A 19868-nucleotide genomic window follows, 5' to 3' on the forward strand; every position below is an offset into this window, starting at 1 on the left:
TTTGAAAATGCTTGGGGAATTTGCGATGATGACATTTACTCTAAAATGCTAAAAGTGGCTGATGAACATTACAAAAACAACAAACCATTTTTCAATTTTGTAATGACAACTTCCAACCACAGACCCTATACTTATCCCGATAATGCGATTGATATTCCATCAGGAACTGGTCGTGAAGGTGCAGTAAAATATACTGATTATGCCATCAAGAAAATGTTTGAAAAAGCCAAAAACAAACCTTGGTTCAAGAATACTGTTTTTATAATTATTGCTGACCATTGCGCTAGTAGTGCAGGTAAAGATGAAATAGATGTTGCCAATTATCATATTCCGGCGTTTATAGTAAATTTTCCCGAAGATAGTAACCAAAAAGTGAATAAGCTATGTTCTCAAATAGATGTTTTTCCAACATTTTTCACATTGATGAATTGGAGTTATCAAAGTGATTTCTTTGGAAAAGATGTTTTACAATCAAACTTTGAAGAAAGAGCTTTGTTAGGAACCTACAGAAAATTAGTCCTAATGAAAAAAGACCAGGTAATGATTTTATCCGACCAGAAAAAACAAGCATTCTATAAATGGAATAAAGTAGATAATAGTTTGAAACCATTACAAATGAACAAGACATTTCTTGACGAAACAATATCTTGGTATCAAACTGCCGATTATTTATTTACCAACAAATTGCTTAAATAATGAAGTACATTCATTTTATTGTCAATCCAATATCAGGTAGTGGAAAACATAATATTGGTAAAACCGAATTAGAAAAGTATTTTCCAAAGGACATTTATAAGATTGAAGTAGAGTATTCAAACTATAAAACACACGCAATTACACTTACTCAAAATGCAATTGTTAATAATCCTGACTGTATCGTTGCATGTGGAGGTGATGGAACCATAAATGAAGTAGCATCATGTTTAATTAATACCAAAATAAAATTAGGAATTATTCCTGTTGGTTCTGGAAATGGTTTAGCTTCTAATCTAAGTATACCAAAAGCATTAGAGAAAGCAACAGAAATTATACGCAAGGGGAAAACACAGTTCATTGATGTTGGTAAAGTAAATGACCATTATTTTTTTAGCAACGTGGGAGTTGGTATTGATGCACTGATTATAAAAAAACATAAGAGTTACAGTAAGAGAACTTTGATGTCTTATATTCGGGCGTCAATAGCCTCAAGCATTCAGTTTAAACCGATGCAAACGATAATTTCTTTTAATAATCAAATTATAAATACAAAGGCTTTCATGCTTTTTATTTCCAATTCAAATGAAATGGGTTATGGAATGAGTCTAACACCAAAAGCGAATTTAAATGATGGTCAGTTAGATCTAGTTATAGTTTCTAAGCTAAATTTTATTGATAAACTAATTTTAGGCATGCGTGTTGTATCAAATAAAATTGAAAAATTCAAAAAAGCGCAACACAAATTAATAGAAAGGATAAGTATTGAAATGCCAGATAAAATCTTTTTAGACATTCAAATTGATGGAGAATTCCACAATTTTAAAACTAATAAAATAGAAGTTATGATAATAAAAAGTGGATTAGAAATAATAGTTTAAAATTTAATTTCAATATGAATAATTTAATGAAAATAGCCTGCGTTTTTGTTTTTTTAACGAATATCATTAATGCTCAAAAAATTGATACAGATAGTATTAAAACTCCAATGACCAACCAGCAATTAAGTTTAAACTACAAAAAAGTAATTATTCCATCTCTTTTAATTGCTTATGGAATAGTTGGTATTGAAAGTGATCAGTTAAAACTCTTTAACACACAAATAAAAGAAGAGGTAAATGAAAATATTGACCGCAAAATTACCATTGATGATTTTACACAATATCTCCCAGCAACTTCAGTTTATGGTTTAAACGCATTTGGTGTGAAAGGAAAGCATAATTTTAAAGATAGAACGATTATATTAGGTACTTCCTACATAATTATGTCAGCTTCTGTACTAAGTTTAAAATCAATTACAAAAGTAGAACGCCCTGACGGTTCCGCATTCAACTCTTTCCCATCCGGACATACAGCTACAGCATTTGCAGGAGCAGAATTCCTTTGGCAAGAATACAAAGATGTTTCAATTTTGTACGGGATATCGGGATATATTATAGCAACAGGAACCGGAGCTTTTAGAATTTATAATGACAGGCATTGGTTAACTGATGTTCTTGCTGGTGCGGGAATTGGAATTTTAAGTACAAAAATTGCTTATTGGATCAATCCATGGATACAGGAAAAGATTTTCAAATCCAAAGAAAAAAATAGTATATCAGCTATTGCACCTTTTTACAACGGCAAACAATTGGGTATAGGCTTTATCAGGTCTTTTTAACCTTAATTTTTTGTTGGCAAAATCATCAAGACCTATTAGAAAGATTTTGATTAAACTGTTCGTCTTTTATGAAGTTAGACAGCTTGTTGGCAGATATTGATTTGGTATTATTTTGATTAAGTTATTCCAGAGGATAAGATTTAAGTCCTTGTTCAATAATGGTGGCTAATAAATTGTATATCCGACAAACAAAGAGCCTTTTAACCACATGTCCATTTTGATGACTCAGGACTTCCACCAAAATCTAAGAATTAAGAAAAGATATAGTATAAACTCTCTCGTTTATTTCTAACACAGCCCAATACTAAAATACACGCAACAAGATATCGATGGGCTTCTGAACTAATTAACCTTTTTAGAAATCATACAAGTACTCAATTTTAAGAGAAATATTTAGCCAAGAAATCTATTAAGACTTATTAACTAAATCAAATCAGTATAATCAGAAGGAATTGATTATTTAATTGATTGTTTTTCCCAATTTTTAGAAGCCGTTGAAATAGATTGCAGTAGGTTTCCCGAATAAGTTGAAAACAAAGAATTATTTTTTTTAAATATCGAAGAACGATTAAATGATCCCGAATTAATATTCCAAATGATATTGCAGCCTTTAAAGTATTTACAGAGAGATACTGGTGCAATCATTGACAACTGTTTTGGAATTAAAGTGGAAGTATTAGTAACCATCGAAGTTTATGGTTTATTATCTAGGTATATTCCTCATTGGAATGAAATATATTCAGGAAATGTAACAGATACTTCAAATAAGTTGATGCATGTAATTTGCTAAAGAGCAAAGACAAAATTACATCTTATTAGTGAAATAAGTAGGACCATTAGAAGAGGTCAGGAGCTAGGAATTACGCCTGAATTAGAAAGTAAAACGTTCACTTATGACGATTTCTCACTTTTTAAATCCATTTAAATCAATTTTTAAAAAATGAATATTGAATAAAACAAAAAGAACATATAAATAAAGTTGATAAACTTTGAGAAAAATCTGGCCACCCTTTTAGCCACCCTTAAAAATCAAAAAGCCTCTTAATCAATCGATTAAGAGGCTTTTAAGTACCCGGAGCCGGAGTCGAACCGGCACGGTTTCCCACAGGTGTTTGAGACCAGCGCGTCTACCAATTCCGCCATCCGGGCTTAGCAGACAGAAACGACAACAGTCGCTTCACGCAATAAAGAGATATTTAGTGGTATCTAACTATCTTTTCCTTTAACACGGTGCAAATGTAAAAAAATTAATTAAATGTTCAACTAAAAATACTTAATTTTTTCCTTTCAGTGTTAAATATATTTTATAAATTTGCACCTCGTTAAAAAACGAAACACACAACTAACTACATCTTAGGCAAATAGATTTGTTTTGAGTTTAAGCAACCGCTTAAGTCAAAACTATCTTGCAACCAAAGATAAAAACAACACACAATAATGTCACACCTAGAGCCAGAAGCTAAAATTTTTGCTTGTTCACAAAGTGTTTATCTTGCTGAAAAAATTGCAAAAGAATACGGGATACCACTAGGTAAAATCACTACATCAAAATATAGTGACGGGGAATTTCAGCCTTCTTATGAGGAATCTATAAGAGGATTGCGCGTATTCATAGTATGCTCAACATTTCCTACTGCTGATAACTTGATGGAATTACTGTTAATGATTGACGCTGCAAAGCGTGCATCAGCTAGACATATAACAGCTGTGATTCCTTATTTTGGATGGGCAAGACAAGATAGAAAAGACAAGCCAAGAGTTCCGATAGGAGCTAAACTTGTAGCAAACTTACTAGATGCTGCAGGCGCAACAAGAGTAATGACCATGGATTTGCACGCAGATCAAATTCAGGGTTTCTTTGAAAAACCTGTAGATCACCTTTTTGCCTCAACTATCTTTTTACCATACGTAAAAAGCTTAGGACTGGACAATTTAACGATTGCTTCACCTGATATGGGAGGTTCAAAAAGAGCTTATGCGTATTCTAAATTTTTAGAATCAGATGTGGTTATTTGTTACAAGCAGCGTAAAGTTGCAAACGTAATCGATACCATGGAATTAATTGGTGAGGTTAAAGGTCGTAATGTGATTTTGGTAGATGACATGATTGACACCGGAGGAACATTGGCGAAAGCCGCAGATTTGATGATTGAAAAAGGAGCTTTGAGTGTAAGAGCTATTTGTACGCACGCTATATTATCAGGCGATGCTTATGAAAAAATAGAAAACTCAAAATTAAGTGAGTTGATCGTAACAGATTCAATTCCGTTAAAGAAAACATCAAGCAAAATACGCGTATTGAGTTGTGCACCTCTATTTGCTGAGGTAATGCACATGGTTCACCACAACAACTCAATAAGCGGAAAATTTATAATGTAATGCACTAGGCGCTGAGTCAAATGCCATATATTATAACGAGTGCTGAAAGCCAAAAGCTTGACGCCAAATAAATAATAATATTATTTAATAACTATATTTTTTTTACAATGAAATCGATTACAATTAAAGGATCAGAAAGAGAAAGCGTGGGCAAAGTAGCTACTAAAGCCTTACGTAATGCTGGATTGGTTCCTTGCGTATTATACGGAGGAAATCAAGCAGTTCATTTCTCAGCAGAAGTTATGGCTTTCAAAAACTTGATTTACACTCCAAACGCTCACACAGTTGAGATCGATCTTGGTAACGGAAAATCATACAACGCTGTACTTCAAGACATTCAAGTACACCCAGTATCTGACAAAATTTTACACATTGACTTCTTTCAAATCTTTGAAGACAAAGAAATTACTATTGAAGTTCCTGTAAAAATTGTTGGAAAATCTAAAGGTGTTATGGCAGGTGGTGATTTACGTATGAACAACCGTAAATTAAAAGTAAGAGCGCTTCCTAAAAATCTTCCTGATTTTGTTGAAGCTGATATTACTCCACTTGATATGGGTAACAAATTATATGTTACTAAAGTACCAGCTGAAAACTTCAAAATCATGCACCCAGACAACACTGTTATTTGTCAAGTGAAGATTTCTCGTGCAGCTATGAAAGCAGCTCAAGAAGCAGCAAAAGCAGCAAAAGCTCCTGCAAAAGGAAAGAAAAAATAATTTTTTTCAATCAAAATTCAAGAAAGCGTCAGTTACACAACTGGCGCTTTTTTTTGCCTTTATTTTTTTTATATATAAGAAGCAGCTAAAATACTCCTACACCTATTTTGTCCCGCTTTCCGTTGCAATCTTTTTGTACGCAAAAGAAGCGTACAAAAAGGATTTTCACTACAATCGGGGCTATTACACACTATTTTTTGCATCTTAGACATGAGCCACATAAACCCTTAAAATATTAGCTACAGCATAGTCATTTTATTGAATTAAGCTTACTTTTGTACCATGATAAAATGGATTTCAAACCTATTCGCAACCACAAAATCAGAGCACAGTAGCACCATCATGAAGAAATTTTTAATAGTCGGACTAGGCAACATCGGGGCTGAGTACGTAAACACAAGACATAACATCGGGTTTAAAATCGTAGATTTTCTAGCCCGCAAAGAAGGAGTTTCTTTCGAAACCGTAAAACTTGGCGCACTAGCTGAATACAAATTTAAAGGAAGAACCTTTTTACTTTTGAAACCCAACACTTATATGAATTTAAGCGGGAAAGCGGTTCAATATTGGATGGAAAAGGAGAATATTCCGCTTGAAAACATTCTAGTCATTACAGATGATTTAAATCTGCCGTTTGGAGCCATTCGCATTAGACAAAAAGGAAGTGACGGTGGACACAATGGACTTAAGAATATTAACTTGGTGCTAAACACACAAAACTACGCAAGATTCCGTTTTGGCATAAGCGATGAATTCAAAAAAGGAAAACAAGTTGATTATGTCCTTGGTGACTGGGACGATACTGAAAAAACTGCACTTCCGGAACGATTAGAAATAGGATCAGAGATTATAAAATCTTTTGGTACTGCAGGATTAGAAAACACCATGACTTCCTTTAACGGAAAATAAAAAAAGGGAAATGTTTGTAAAAACACTTCCCTTTTTTAGTAATTCTATTTTACTTATTCAATTACAATCTTTCTGACTTGTTTTCGATCTCCGTCAATAACTGTTAACATATAAACTCCTGGATAAAGATTTTTCAATTGTATATTTTCATTAAAATTTGACTTGCTTTTAAAGTCATTTTCAAAAAGCTTTCTTCCTAATAAATCATAAACCATCACCTTTACTTCTGCATCGGATTTGGTGGTGAATTGAATATTAAAATTCCCTTTATTTGGATTAGGAAAAACAACAAAATCATTGAGTTCAAAATCCGGTGTTGCTAAGGTGTATGTTTTTGTGCAAATTGTTATTGATGCTGAATCTATTGTACCAAAGTCACCGGAATCTAAATCACGTACACGCAACGTCCAATTTCCTTGCGGACTCAGCCCATTAAATTTAGACAATAATTCAAATGGCGCTACGGTTTGGGCTGTTTTTACTGAACAATCAAGAGCAACTCCCAAATCATCATAGCTCAATATCAAACTATTGCTTGTTGACCCACAACTTCTTTCAAATAATTTCACAACAGTCCCTTGTGGATTTAGCACTTCTATTTGCACATCACTCAAATAAGTATGAGTAAAAGCAATAGCTAAATTCACGTCAGAAATCACTTCAGTTGTAGCTGGAACGGCCGTTGTTACAGAACGATATGTTGCAGATTCCGGTATGGAAAACGGTGTAGCAAAAGCATACGTATTACAAGATGAAACAACAGAATACCCAATTGCAAAAGATGTACTGTTTACTGCATAATAAATATTTGCCGTAGGCTCAATTAAGATTCTGCAATCTCTAGCCGTTACATTTGGAACCATAATTGTTTGCGAGCCGTCATTCGGAGTATTTGCAGCCAAAACGGTATTGAAATTTAATCCACCATCCGTTGAAAGTTTGATATTCACATTCGCAGAACCGGTTAAAGTATTAGAATTATTTACGTTCCATGTAATTGTTTGCGTTGATCCCTGCAACCAACTTGAATTTTCAGTATTTTGTGATGTCACTTCAAATGGACCAGCTGCTCCACTTACGTTTACCATCATCATATCTGTATTTGTTTGTGCTGTCCCAAGAGCTGCATTATCCCTTCCCGTTAAAGTAAAAGCTAAGGCTCTTTCAATTGTAGAAACGGATTCCCAAGTCGTTGTTAATTCATTAGCCAAAACCGAACTTAAAGCAGGCATGTATCGAACCGGTGAACTACTTGGATAAAAAGATCTAAAGTTTGGCCCAAAGCGTTTTGTAGGTGATGCAAAACTGAAATTACCATCTTCGTTTACCGCAGGGTCTACTGTATTTATAGCCGTATCATTTTGCTCCCAACAATAAGTAATCACATCACCATTCAAATCAGAACCAGAACCTTTTAAGATAAATGCTGTCCCTTTAGGAATAGTGTAATCTATACCTGCATTGATTGTTGGTGGACTATTAGTAAGAAGGGTACTTACAGGACAGGTTTTAGACGATAAATTATCTTGTATTTGCTTTATGCTTGCATAAGCAAAATAATCATCTGAATTATTTTGGACATTATAACCCGATGTAATTCCTGCATACCCCATAATGGTAGAACCACTTCCTGGCTCCACATTAACACCAGTATCCTCAATATCGAAAGAAAACGTATGGTTTGCTCCTAATTGATGTCCCATTTCATGGGCTACAAAATCAATATCAAAAGTATCTCCTTGAGGTATACCATCACTTGGCGAAGTAAAAGCACTTCCTTTTCCCTCAGGAACAACATTATTAGGATTTACACACACACAACCTATACAACCAGCATTTCCTCCACCACCATTTGCCCCAAACAAATGACCTATATCATAACCAGCATTTGTTATTGTAGCGGTTAAATTTTCTTGCAATTCCAAGTTCCATGTACCCGCTGCTCCTTCTGTGGAAGCTGAATACGGATCTGTAGCGGCATCCGTGTAAATTATAAGATTGTTATTGGCAATAATACTCAGTTTTATGGCTAAATCTTTATTGAAAATACCATTAACCCTTGTCATGGTAGCATTCATGGCATCCAAAGCATTTGCAACAGTCCCTCCATGAAATGCGGTATACTCGCCAGTACAAGACAACGCTAATCTAAACGTTTTGAAAACTTTATTATTTGCAGCTATTTTACCTGTTTTGTTTAAAAGTTCTTTATTCAAAGCTACATCTTCTGTTTTGCAAGTGAAAGGCAAACTTCCGCGAACTCTACTTTTAGAATCAAATAGAACATAAACAGTATGATCTTTCGAATAAGGCTCTATAAATTCAGAGCCGCTTTCCCCTCTAAGAATCATAGTTTGAATACCTTTTGGTGACAAACTAAAATACAACGAAGCTTTTCGATCAGTAATCCCAATTCCGTTGTAAGCTCTTATATCTGGATTCTGTGCTTGCAATTCGGGTTCAAAATTAGAAGATTCCCAAACCCAAAATTTTTCTAACTCACCTTTCATGTTGGGTATCGTAATTTCAATTCTGCTCTGTTTTGAAGTCTTATTCTGAAGTGTTTCTAAAGATTTTTTTATTGCAACTTCGTTTAAATTAAACAACAACTGCTTTTCAGCAAACGGTTTATCATTAATTCTATCATAAGATGTAACTTTCTCTTGAACAATTCTTTTCCAAAAAGAGCCATCTTGTGCATAGATTGCAGTATTGGAAAAAATAATTATAAAAAATAGTATAATTTTTTTCATAATATCGTGATTTTAAGCTTCAAAATTAAAGCATTTATGGTAATGGTTGCTTCAAAATATTTAATAATTTAAGTAAAATAATAGAAAATTAAGCCGTTTACTGTTATAAATCCCATTTTTTATATTTTAATAAAAAATTATATATAATTCAATTAGTCATACCGCTTCTTTTAAATAAGATACCTTAAATTTGCACGATTATAAAACACTTGCTTTGAAGATTTTTCATTCTATAAACGACTTCCTGATTACCAAAAAAACAATTCTAACACTTGGCACGTTTGACGGTGTACACATAGGTCATAAAAAAATCCTGCAAAAGCTCACGCAAAATACGCCTAATGAAGAGTATGAAAGTGTTGTTCTTACTTTCTTTCCCCATCCAAGAATGGTTTTACAAGAAGACTCCAACATTAAACTACTCAATACGATTCAGGAAAAACAAGAATTACTGGAAGAAATTGGGATAGAAAACCTAGTCATTCACCCATTTGACGAAGCATTTTCACAATTAACCGCCGAGGAATTTGTAAAAACAGTACTGGTAGAAAAATTTCATATTAAAAAAATTATCATTGGACATGACCATCGTTTTGGGAGAAACAGGACCGCTAATATTGATGATTTAATAGATTTTGGAAAAGAATATGGTTTTGACGTAGCTCAAATATCTGTACAAGAACTCAATGAAATTTCAGTAAGTTCAACAAAAATTCGCAACGCAATTCTTAATGGGAAGATACAACTTGCCAACGACTATCTTGGCTATTCCTATTTTATTACGGGGACTGTCGTACAAGGAAAACAACTAGGACGCACTATAGGTTTTCCTACCGCTAATATCAAAATAGAAGAGAACTATAAGCTGATACCACAAAACGGAGTATATCTTGTACAAGCAAGTATCAATTCTCAAATTATAAATGGCATGATGAACATAGGCACAAACCCTACTGTAGGCGGCCAAGAACAGTCAATAGAAATTCATTTTTTAGACTTTCAGGCTGATTTATACGATCAAGAATTAAAAATTTCAATTTTACATCGAGTTCGAGACGAAGAAAAGTTTAGTTCCATACAATTACTACAAGAACAATTGCAAAAAGATAAAATAGTTGCAAAAAATTATTTTAAAAAATAATAGGTTAACATATTTATTGACATTTTTTAATTAAATTTGAGTGTTACACTTTGTTTATCAACATGATATATTAATTTAAAAATTTGCAATATGAAACTTCCAAAAGAATTATTAAACGGATTGATTATTATTTTAGGAATAGGCCTTTATTTTTTAGTGATGGAGCTACTAGGATTAGCAGACAACCCTATATTGAGAGTTTTTAATGTCCTTTTTATTTTTTATGGCACCAATAAAACTTTAAAAGAAAATTACGCTGAAGGAAACATAGTTTTGGTTTCTAATGCTGCATCTGCCTTTGGAACTGCATTCACAGGGGTTATTCTTAGCATTGCAGCACTTATTGTATACAGCTATGCAAAAGGGGGAGAAGCCTATATTGGATCACTATCAAAAACATTTCTATTTGGTGGAGAACCTACCGTTATGACGTATTCCATTTCACTTTTATTTGAAGGAATCAGCTCAGCTGTCATAGTAACATTTATGCTGTTATTGTACTGGGATACCCGATACTCCAGCGATAAACATGGAGCAAAATCATAAAAAACATTCTTTATAAGTAAAGGAACAGTAATGATTAACTTTTTAAATCCAGCAAAGTACTGAATTGAGAGGTAAATTAGTATGTTTTTACGTTTATTGTAAACAACTTCAAACAAATTTTGAGTCAACGAATTGCTTTTCTCTTTTCGAAAGGTAAGCATTGTTACTTTAGAACAATTTAACTACTTTTGATGCATCAAAAATATGTATCGATGAGCATTAAAAGACACAATTGGACAAAAGACGAAATAATCGCAATATATAACAAACCCTTGATGGATTTGCTTTATGAAGCAGCCACTATTCACAGAGAACATCATGACCCAAATGTAGTTCAAGTATCTACACTATTATCTATAAAAACTGGTGGATGCCCAGAAGATTGTGGTTATTGCCCACAAGCAGCCCGCTACCACACTGAGATTGAAGGCAACGACTTAATGTCTGTAAGCCAAGTAAAAGCACAAGCATTACGTGCAAAATCTAGTGGTTCATCAAGAGTTTGTATGGGAGCTGCTTGGAGAAATGTAAAAGACGGACCTGAATTTGACCAAGTTCTTGAAATGGTTCGTACAATTAACAAACTTGACATGGAAGTTTGTTGTACCCTTGGTATGATCACTGAAAATCAAGCCCAACGCCTTGCTGAAGCAGGATTATACGCCTACAATCACAATCTTGACACTAGTGAAGAATATTATAAAGAAGTAATATCTACACGTGGTTTTGAAGACCGCATACAAACCATTGAAAACGTTCGTAAAACTAACGTTACAGTGTGTAGCGGTGGTATTATAGGAATGGGAGAAAGCATTGAAGACAGAGCTGGTATGCTTGTCGCGCTTTCTACATTAAATCCTCAACCAGAATCGGTGCCAATAAATGCGCTAGTAGCAGTTGAAGGAACTCCGATGGAGGAAGAAAAACCAGTTGAAATTTGGGAAATGATACGAATGGTAGCCACTACCAGAATCATTATGCCAGAAACTCAAGTACGACTATCAGCAGGTAGAATGAATATGAGCCGTGAAGGTCAAGCCATGTGCTTTTTTGCGGGTGCCAATTCTATTTTTGCAGGTGACAAATTATTAACAACACCTAATCCTGATGTAAATGAGGATATGAAAATGTTTGAAATGTTAGGTTTAAATCCTCAAAAACCATTTACGAAAGTTTCACAACCTCAAACAGTAGAGGCCGAAGACTCTCAATATGCACCTCTTGGAGAAAAACCTAAATGGTCAAGACCAGGACACACTATAGAAAGAAACCTTGAAGCTTCTGGAAAAGAAAAGTAACAAGTTACATATTATTTTTACCCATAAAAAAACTCCATTTCTTAAGAAATGGAGTTTTTTTATATGAAATATTCAATGTGTATTTTTTTAGTAGACAATTTTATTAGTGATTACATTTCCGTTTTGTAAAACTGTTTTTACAATCAACACTTGCTGAGCTACAGGCAAACTTGATATAGAAAACGTCAAGGCATCTACTTTTTGTTTTTCATAGATAGCAGTTCCTGATACAGTGTACACATAAATCTTATCAATAGACTCTATTCCCGAGTCTACTTTGATTACCTTATTCTTTACTGAAACAAGAACTTGATTTGACTTAACATCAACATCATCAACACCTAGCGTTTTATCAGTGTAACGCAATACAAATCTTTCGTTAAAAACACCTTTAGCGGTTTCAAAAGTGTAAGGCCCTTGATTTAAATTATGCGTTGTGTTTTTAATTTTATCTTCAAGATAAATTTTTCTAGAAGCCAATAACCCATCAACTTGATCTATACTTATTGAAAAAGTGCCCTCAATTGTTGAGCTATACCCTAACGGAATTTCGTCATTTTCCTCAAAAGGCAAAGCTCTTCCTTGTATCGTTAATTTTTTGTTGTCATTAACACTGTAAAAATCTACAAATCTATTCCCATTATAACTTACACCATCATATGTGGTATCATAACTATTTGTAGCATCTGTAATATAACCCACAAGCATTTGCTTGAAAGCACCTTGTGTATTGGTTAGATTCAACCATAAACGGTGTTTTTCAAAACTTGAAGCAGTATTTGACTTCTTTGAAGCAATTTTAAAAAACTGACTATTATCTAAGATTGCGTTGAGGGCACCTAAGCGCATCCTATTGTTAAAAACAATTGTCGAACTAGTCATGTTTTCTAGAGTACCAGCAAAAAAAGACTGTCCTGCGGCAATTTTCCCTGTTGGCCTATAAGGGTTTGTTACTGCTTTATTCGGATCACTCTTTGCAACAGCAACTCCTCCTGTGGTATTGTAAGTAGCGTAATCATCTGCTGAATAGGCATAAAAACCTGTTCCTGGGTTACTTACATTCTCGCCACGAGCAGTATTATGTGTCCAAAAATATAAGGTTCCAAAAAGCGCTTTAGAATTTGCTGCTAAGAACGCATCTGCATCAATCGCTGATGGGTAAGGATTGCCTATCAAATAAGGTTTATTAGGTACAACAGCACTAACTGATATGGGTCCGTTATCAGGAACGCCAATAAAAGATGCTATAAATGAACCAAGCGGTGTAGGAGGCATTGCTGTGCCCTCTGGAGCTCTAATGATGTAACCCACTCCCCTTTTCATTTGATTTTGCGGATTTTCAGAAAAATAATTATCCGTAGAAGGATCAAATGAATAGTAACTACCCGGGTCAGTATTAGGTGAAACATCAATTAACTTCTGGCCTAGAACTGGAGATGACCAATACGTATAATCAAATCTTTTTATCGGTGTTGTCTCTCTTATATAGGTTATGTTACCAATATTAGCAACATCATTTATTTGTATTAAACTAGCGTTATTTTGAAAGGTTAGTGTACCATTAACGGTAAGTTTGTCCTGAAGTATTAAACTAACTCCTGTTGACACAACTGCATTTATACCCGTGTTAACAGTACAGTTACAAAGCTGAACATTAGCCGTTATTGGCGTATTTGAGTTGACAACACCTATCATATCAATTGTAGGTGATACTGACCATGTAGATCCTGTATATGTAGTAGTAGTTACGGGATCAATAACCACATTTCCGGTAGGAGATGAGGTACAACTCCCACTTTTAACAGCAAATTGATAGGTGCCTGGTGCTAAACCGGATATTGTAGTTTCTGAACCTGTACCGCCAATTGACAGGCTTGAGGAACCACTTCTTATCAACGTCCAAGAACCAGAAGGCAAACCAGTTAATTGAACACTTCCTGTAGGAGTGTTACAATTTGGCTGAACTCTTGTTCCTACAGTAGGTCTTTCAAGAGATACAAAAGATGACGCAAATCGCACTCTTGCCTGACCCGCAGCTTCAAAATACTCTAAAACAAAGTTGGTGTTTCCACTTAGGTAAGCATCGTATGTTTTCTCCCCGTATGCATGAGTAGTCCAGTCTTGTATAACCCATGTTGTACCTCCATCTAAACTCAAACGATACCCATCATCAGCACCCACTGTAAAAGTGTAACAACCAGCTTGTAAATTCCTATTCATTTTAAAACGGACAGCATAATTGTCAGCATAAGAACCACAGATACCTGTCCCAGAAATAGGAGCATTATCAAGATTTAAGTCAAATGTTTCAGTCTGAGAAATACTACCCACATAATTTGTACTAAAATTACTGTTTTGTGGATTTGTACCTGGATAAACATACCCTATCCAAGAATTATTACCATACGACACCTGATTGCCAGTTACTGCTCCTACTGTTACAGTTGCACTCCCAGTTAAGTTAGTTGAGCAATTTGAAAAACCCACACCATTTGCAACACTGACTAAATTATAAACAAATACACCCGTTGATGCTGTTGATGCTGTTATATAATTTATTGAGGAACTTGGACCTACATAAACTACATTATTCGTACCACCATTAATATTGTAGGTGACATTAACTCCATAGGTTTGTGGATTGGTTATTGTTATTGCTGGAGCAGGTGCACCAACACATACTGCTGTAGTTCCAGATATTGTAGCACTTGCAGGCAAACTTCCCACCTGTATATTGACAGATGAACTGCTATAACTTTGCGCACATCCATTAGAGGCAAAAACTATAAGATTTCCTGATGTGGCTGTTGGCCCAAAAGCAATTGAAACCGACAATCCATTAGCTGCTGGAGTTATTGTCCAGCCGGTAGCCGTAGTACTCCATGTATAAGATGTAGCATTTGTGACTGCTGCAATACTATAAATTGAAGAAGTAGTCTGACATTGTGATAAACTACCTGAAATAGCACCTGGTCCATTAGGCCTATCTCCACTTGTAGTTACTGTAACTACATTTGAAAAAAACTCACATCCAGCAACTAAGGTAGATGGCCTAAATACCCTCCTAAAATACCGAACATTATTTGGATTCCCAGGAGCAACGGATACAGCTGGAGCTGTGTAATTTCTTGCGTTAGCACCTGAAATATTTGTAAAAGTAGCACCATCTGCAGAAGATTGCCATTGATATACCGCTGTTGTGCCCCCATTAGCACCTACTGAACAAGTACTAAAATCTGTAGCTACAATGTTAGCAGTAGTGTTTGAACAAACACTAACATTTGACGGGCTTGTTATAGCATTACCTGATCCATCAAAAGGGGTTAAACTAAAACCAAGAACATTTCCTCCTTGATGTTCGTAGTAATCTAGAATAATATCGCTATTTCCATTTAGGGTTATTAAGTTATTACAATAAGATGTATTTCCCTGTTGCTTCCATTTACTAAAAACTAGTACTCCGTCTACATAAACTCGCACCCCATCATCCCCATTTACATTCAAAATATAACAACCTGCTGGTTTTGTAGACCTCATTCGATATCTAACGCTAAACAATTCTGTGTAAATATTAGTCCTTATTGCTCCGTTACTTGAAACCGGAAAACAAGCTGTGTTTCCAATAAAATCTTCACTAAAAGCCTCTGTTACAACATTGTAATAACCAACATAGTTCGCTGCTGTAAACGGTGTTGTTGTAGCTGGCGAGGTAGGAGAGTTTTCAGTGCCTGGTGGTGGACCATCAACATGGTTGTATACATGACCAACCCACTGATTAGTCCCAAAAGTAGTCTGACTGTCAAAAGTGTTACTTCCTCCTAAAAACTGTAAGGTTAACACCCCACCCGCTGTATTATCATTAACACATGCTCCTCTTGATAAAAGCACTTTAATTTGACCAGAAATAGTTGAAGTCCAATCTGCTATTGTAGCGCCACTAGCTCCTGATGCAAATCCTACTGCTCCTACATTAGAATTATCTGCAGCATTAAGAATTGTTAAATTTTCATTATCAGTTGTAAATACATCTCCAACCAAAAAACGATATCTAAAACCTTGCACAACGTTTACTAACACAAATTGACCTGCTCTTACGCTTGGAGTTGTTATTGTATTATTATTATTATCAATACAAAATGTATTTATACTCCCTACAGATGTAAGCGGTGTTCCTGTATACGCGCATTGTGAATAACTCGATAAAAAACACATTAAACCTGTTATTAAAAAAAGTAATTTTTTATTCATGTGGTATTATTATGAGAGGTTAATCTTATTTTATATTAGGGGTCAGAATTTAATAAAATCTAAATTTTTGAAATATACAATCACGTTTTAAATTAAAAACAAATTAATCGATATACTACTTGTTTTAACGATGAAGTGCTCTAAATTCAACATTAGTAATGCCTTATCAAAGCCGCCATTTAATTAAGGTTATCTAAATAATAAATTTAAAATTTGATGCAAAAAAATGCTCCTCGATATCTCTTAAAATGACTTGAAAATTGTTTTAAACTTAATCCTATTTACGAATAATTTTACCAATCGGATTTAGAATGGAATCGCTGCCATTAAAATCTGTTTCTAAACAATTTATAGCTTAATCACATCTTTTTTTATGTAAGGTTATCACATAAAGTTACTTTTTACAAAAACTGTTCCGCTAGGTTATTAGATACTATTGTTGCATTTTTGTTTACAAATTAACCTCAATCATGAAAGAAGTATTCTCTATAAAAGAAGCTATTAAAAAGATAGAGCATTATTGCGCTTATCAGGAACGATGCCATGACGAAGTAGTTCAAAAACTGCGAACAATGAAAATGGATTCTGATGAAATAGACACCATCATTGTCAAACTCATACAGGATAATTTCTTGAACGAGAGTCGGTTTGCCTGTAGCTTTGCTAGAGGAAAGCATCGCATAAAATTTTGGGGTAAAAACAGAATTGTAAATGAGCTCAAATTCCGAAACATTGGTCAATACAACATCAATCTCGCGCTAAGAGAAATATCAAATGAAGAATATTTAGATACTTTTGAAAAAATAGCCATAAGAAACTGGGACAGCATCAAAGAAACCAATCTTCAAAAAAAGAGAAAGAAATTTTGTGATTATTTACTAAGAAAAGGATTTGAAAGCAACTTGATTTATGAAAAAGTAAAAGAATTAGAGGCTCAATAAAACACTTACCGCATTACCACCAAAACCTACTGCATTCACTAAAACTTTTTGTATCGGTCTTTTTTGTTGTTGCCCTTTCGCAAAAGGAACTCCCACAAACGTATTGTGCTGCATCATTAATATGGCAAACTCCATGCTTAGAATTCCTGATGCACCAAAAGTATGACCGATTTTCCATTTATTAGTAGTTAATAATGGCAGGCTTTCGCCAAAGACTTTTTGGATCGCTTTATACTCTGTCAAATCCCCTTTTATAGTTCCTGGCGCATGCATGACAATTACATCAACATCTGACAAAGTAGTATCTTTTAAAGCCATTGCCATCGATTTTTGAAAGCAAACAGCTTCAGCAGAAATGGAAATATTATGCTCTAAAATTTCAGTGGCATAGCCAATTCCCTCAATGTATGCTAATGCGTTTTCTTTTTTACCCATTTCCAGACAACAAACTCCTGCACCTTCGCCTAGAATCATGGTGTTTTGTGTTTTATCTAAATCTAAAGCGCGGTTTGGGTACAACTCATTAGATCTGGAATAAATCTTTAATGCTTTCATTTGGGCAATTGTAAAATCAGTCAATGGAGCTTCACTACCTCCAACCAAAAATTTATCAACCATTCCTGATCTCAGCCATGCTACACCATTTAAAACAGCGTGCAAAGCAGTAGAGCAAGTGATTGAATGCGAAATTTCAGGTCCTGTACTTTGTAAATCATGTGCTACCCACGAAGAAATATTGCCCAAAGTAGTGGTTGGTGATGCTAGTGTTTGTGCCTTTCCTGTTTCTAAGTATTCTTGATGATGTTTTTCAAACAAATCAGTTGCACCACGTGATGAACCAATATTGATTCCGAATACATCATTTTCACCCCAGCCCGCTTGCTGTATTGCGGCTCGGGAAGCTTCAATAGCATATAAAACTGAATTGTCAAGGAATTTATATTTTGGATCAGACTGTTTTAATTGTTCCACTTTAGCAGCCGAAACGCTATCCAAAGGCGCTACAAAAGCTGGTGATTTATCAATTACCTTATTTACAAAACAGTGTTGTTCCTTTAGATAATTCTCCCATACTATTTTAAGATTATTACCTAATGGAGAAACTGACGACAGAGCTGTAATGGATATAATTTGTGACAAGGTACTATTGATTTGATTGCAAAGGTCGCAAAGTTTTATACAAAGTTTGCTAAGGTTTAGGCCTAAATAACAATTTCGAAGCTTTTTGTGACTTCATTTATAATTAAGAAAAAAAATCTTCAAGAACTTATACTATTTCTAAGACCTCTTCTACTACTTGATAAATTTTTTGCAACTGATCATCAGTGATGATGTATGGAGGCAATATGTAAACAATATTCCCAACAGGTCTTAAAATCACACCATTTTCAATAAAAAAATCATATAGTTTGTTTCGCAATGATCCATAGTAACTAGCTTCACCCTCTGTTTTGATTTCTAAAGCAAATATAGTTCCCAAGACTCGCGTAGTTGTTACCTTAGAGTGTCTCATGATTTTACTTTGAAAATCCAAATGATTTTGATTTACCCGAACCAAATTAGCTTGCATCTCGGGAGTATTTAACAACTCTAAACTGGCTAGAGCAGCCGCACAACCCGTAGGATTTGCTGTAAAGGTGTGTCCGTGAAACAATGCCTTATTAATATCATCATCATAAAAAGCTTCGAAGATATCTTGTGTAAAAGTTGTTATTGCCATAGGAATGGTACCTCCAGTCAGCGCCTTAGACAAGCACATGATATCTGGTTTTGTTACCACATAATCCATTGCGAAGTTTTTACCTGTTTTTCCAAAACCAGTCATGACTTCATCAGCAATGGTCAAAACCTGGCTTTCATTACAAATTTGCAACAAAACATCTAGTGTTTCCGGTTCATACATCACCATTCCCGCAGCACCTTGCACTAAAGGTTCAAAGATAAAAGCGGCACACTTATTGTTTTTTATTTGCTCGCGTAATGCTTGGTAACTTTCTTCCTCTTTTCCGAGAACGGGCACGGGAATTCTCACTACATCAATAAACATTCCTTCAAATGCTTGGGTGTAAAAAGAAATTCCGCTGGCTGCCATCGCTGCGAAAGTATCACCATGAAACGCATTCTCAAATGCAATGATCGTAGTACGCTGCTCTCCTTTGTTAAAAAAATATTGCAACGCTACTTTAATACCAACTTCAACAGCAGTAGAACCGTTATCTGAAAAGAACACTTTTTGTTGGTTTTTAGGTAAAATCTCAAGTAATTTCTCCCCTAAAACAATGGCAGGTTCATGAGTAAAACCTCCAAAAAGTACATGTTCAAGAGTTGTTAATTGCTTGTAAATAGCATCGGCAATAAATGTATTACTATGTCCATAAGGATTCACCCACCATGAGGCTATAGCATCAATGTATTCTTTGTCATTTTCGTCCCAAAGTAACGCTCCTTTTCCTCTTTTAATAGCAATAGGAACTGCGGCTGTTTTATGTTGTGTGTAAGGATGCCAAAGATGTTTTTGGTCTCTTTCAGTTAATGTCATTTCAAATAATATATTTCACAAAGATACATAGAGAAGGCAACT

General features: G+C 34.7%; 15 protein-coding genes and 1 tRNA gene. 11 read left to right on the plus strand and 5 right to left on the minus strand.

The window, feature by feature from the left end:
* The 4 genes from DNC80_RS05995 to DNC80_RS06010 all read left to right on the plus strand — a co-directional run.
* The coding region (locus tag DNC80_RS05995; RefSeq protein ID WP_182650082.1) for an LTA synthase family protein at positions 1-696 on the plus strand (696 nt) is incomplete at its 5' end.
* Positions 696-1574, plus strand: a complete 879-nt coding sequence (locus DNC80_RS06000) for a diacylglycerol kinase family protein (protein WP_182650085.1) — start codon at positions 696-698, stop codon at positions 1572-1574. The genes DNC80_RS05995 and DNC80_RS06000, both read left to right, overlap by 1 nt.
* Positions 1575-1588: 14 nt before the next feature.
* Complete coding sequence (locus tag DNC80_RS06005; protein ID WP_255493177.1) at positions 1589-2353, plus strand: phosphatase PAP2 family protein; 765 nt, start codon at positions 1589-1591, stop codon at positions 2351-2353.
* 595 nt (positions 2354-2948) lie between these two features.
* Positions 2949-3143, plus strand: coding sequence for a hypothetical protein (locus DNC80_RS06010; protein WP_182650086.1), 195 nt, complete (start codon positions 2949-2951; stop codon positions 3141-3143).
* Positions 3144-3422: 279 nt separating this feature from the next.
* Here the strand turns inward: DNC80_RS06010 and DNC80_RS06015 are convergent.
* Positions 3423-3502 (minus strand) — tRNA-Leu (locus DNC80_RS06015).
* A gap of 288 nt (positions 3503-3790) precedes the next feature.
* Between DNC80_RS06015 and DNC80_RS06020 the strand changes: the two genes are divergently transcribed.
* The 3 genes from DNC80_RS06020 (at position 3791) to pth (ending at position 6360) form a co-directional block, all read left to right on the plus strand.
* Positions 3791-4732 carry a ribose-phosphate pyrophosphokinase gene (locus DNC80_RS06020; protein WP_144893376.1) on the plus strand — a complete coding sequence of 314 codons (942 nt, stop codon included), beginning with the start codon at positions 3791-3793 and terminating at the stop codon, positions 4730-4732.
* 107 nt (positions 4733-4839) lie between these two features.
* Positions 4840-5451 (plus strand): 50S ribosomal protein L25/general stress protein Ctc, encoded by a 612-nt coding sequence (locus DNC80_RS06025; RefSeq protein ID WP_182650088.1) that lies wholly within the window; start codon positions 4840-4842, stop codon positions 5449-5451.
* 282 nt (positions 5452-5733) lie between these two features.
* Positions 5734-6360: an aminoacyl-tRNA hydrolase gene (gene pth / locus DNC80_RS06030; RefSeq protein WP_144893380.1), complete on the plus strand. Its 627-nt coding sequence runs from the start codon at positions 5734-5736 to the stop codon at positions 6358-6360.
* Between the two features lie 53 nt (positions 6361-6413).
* Here the strand turns inward: pth and DNC80_RS06035 are convergent, their stop codons facing one another.
* A complete protein-coding gene (locus DNC80_RS06035; RefSeq protein WP_182650090.1) occupies positions 6414-9113 on the minus strand; it encodes a reprolysin-like metallopeptidase in 2700 nt (899 codons plus the stop codon).
* Positions 9114-9327: 214 nt separating this feature from the next.
* Between DNC80_RS06035 and DNC80_RS06040 the strand changes: the two genes are divergently transcribed.
* From DNC80_RS06040 to bioB, 3 genes are all read left to right on the plus strand, one after another.
* Positions 9328-10254: a bifunctional riboflavin kinase/FAD synthetase gene (locus DNC80_RS06040; RefSeq protein WP_182650092.1), complete on the plus strand. Its 927-nt coding sequence runs from the start codon at positions 9328-9330 to the stop codon at positions 10252-10254.
* Between the two features lie 90 nt (positions 10255-10344).
* Positions 10345-10800 (plus strand): hypothetical protein, encoded by a 456-nt coding sequence (locus tag DNC80_RS06045; protein WP_144893384.1) that lies wholly within the window; start codon positions 10345-10347, stop codon positions 10798-10800.
* 212 nt (positions 10801-11012) lie between these two features.
* On the plus strand, positions 11013-12098 hold the full coding sequence (gene bioB / locus DNC80_RS06050; protein WP_144893386.1) for a biotin synthase BioB: 1086 nt from the start codon (positions 11013-11015) through the stop codon (positions 12096-12098).
* 87 nt (positions 12099-12185) lie between these two features.
* Here the strand turns inward: bioB and DNC80_RS06055 are convergent, their stop codons facing one another.
* Entirely contained in the window at positions 12186-16346 is a 4161-nt protein-coding gene (locus DNC80_RS06055; RefSeq protein ID WP_182650095.1) for a hypothetical protein, read from the minus strand.
* 470 nt (positions 16347-16816) lie between these two features.
* Here DNC80_RS06055 and DNC80_RS06060 point away from each other — a divergent pair, with 470 nt between their 5' ends.
* Positions 16817-17287, plus strand: a complete 471-nt coding sequence (locus tag DNC80_RS06060) for a regulatory protein RecX (RefSeq protein ID WP_182650097.1) — start codon at positions 16817-16819, stop codon at positions 17285-17287.
* Here the strand turns inward: DNC80_RS06060 and DNC80_RS06065 are convergent.
* A complete protein-coding gene (locus DNC80_RS06065) occupies positions 17273-18427 on the minus strand; it encodes a beta-ketoacyl synthase N-terminal-like domain-containing protein (protein WP_182650099.1) in 1155 nt (384 codons plus the stop codon). The two genes, DNC80_RS06060 and DNC80_RS06065, sit on opposite strands and share 15 nt — an antisense overlap.
* A 127-nt stretch (positions 18428-18554) precedes the next feature.
* Positions 18555-19826, minus strand: coding sequence for an adenosylmethionine--8-amino-7-oxononanoate transaminase (gene bioA, locus DNC80_RS06070; RefSeq protein WP_182650101.1), 1272 nt, complete (start codon positions 19824-19826; stop codon positions 18555-18557).
* Between the last annotated feature and the right edge of the window lie 42 nt (positions 19827-19868).

Origin of the sequence: Flavobacterium sp. SOK18b, from assembly GCF_014156605.1 — a bacterium.
Classification (GTDB): domain Bacteria; phylum Bacteroidota; class Bacteroidia; order Flavobacteriales; family Flavobacteriaceae; genus Flavobacterium; species Flavobacterium tiangeerense.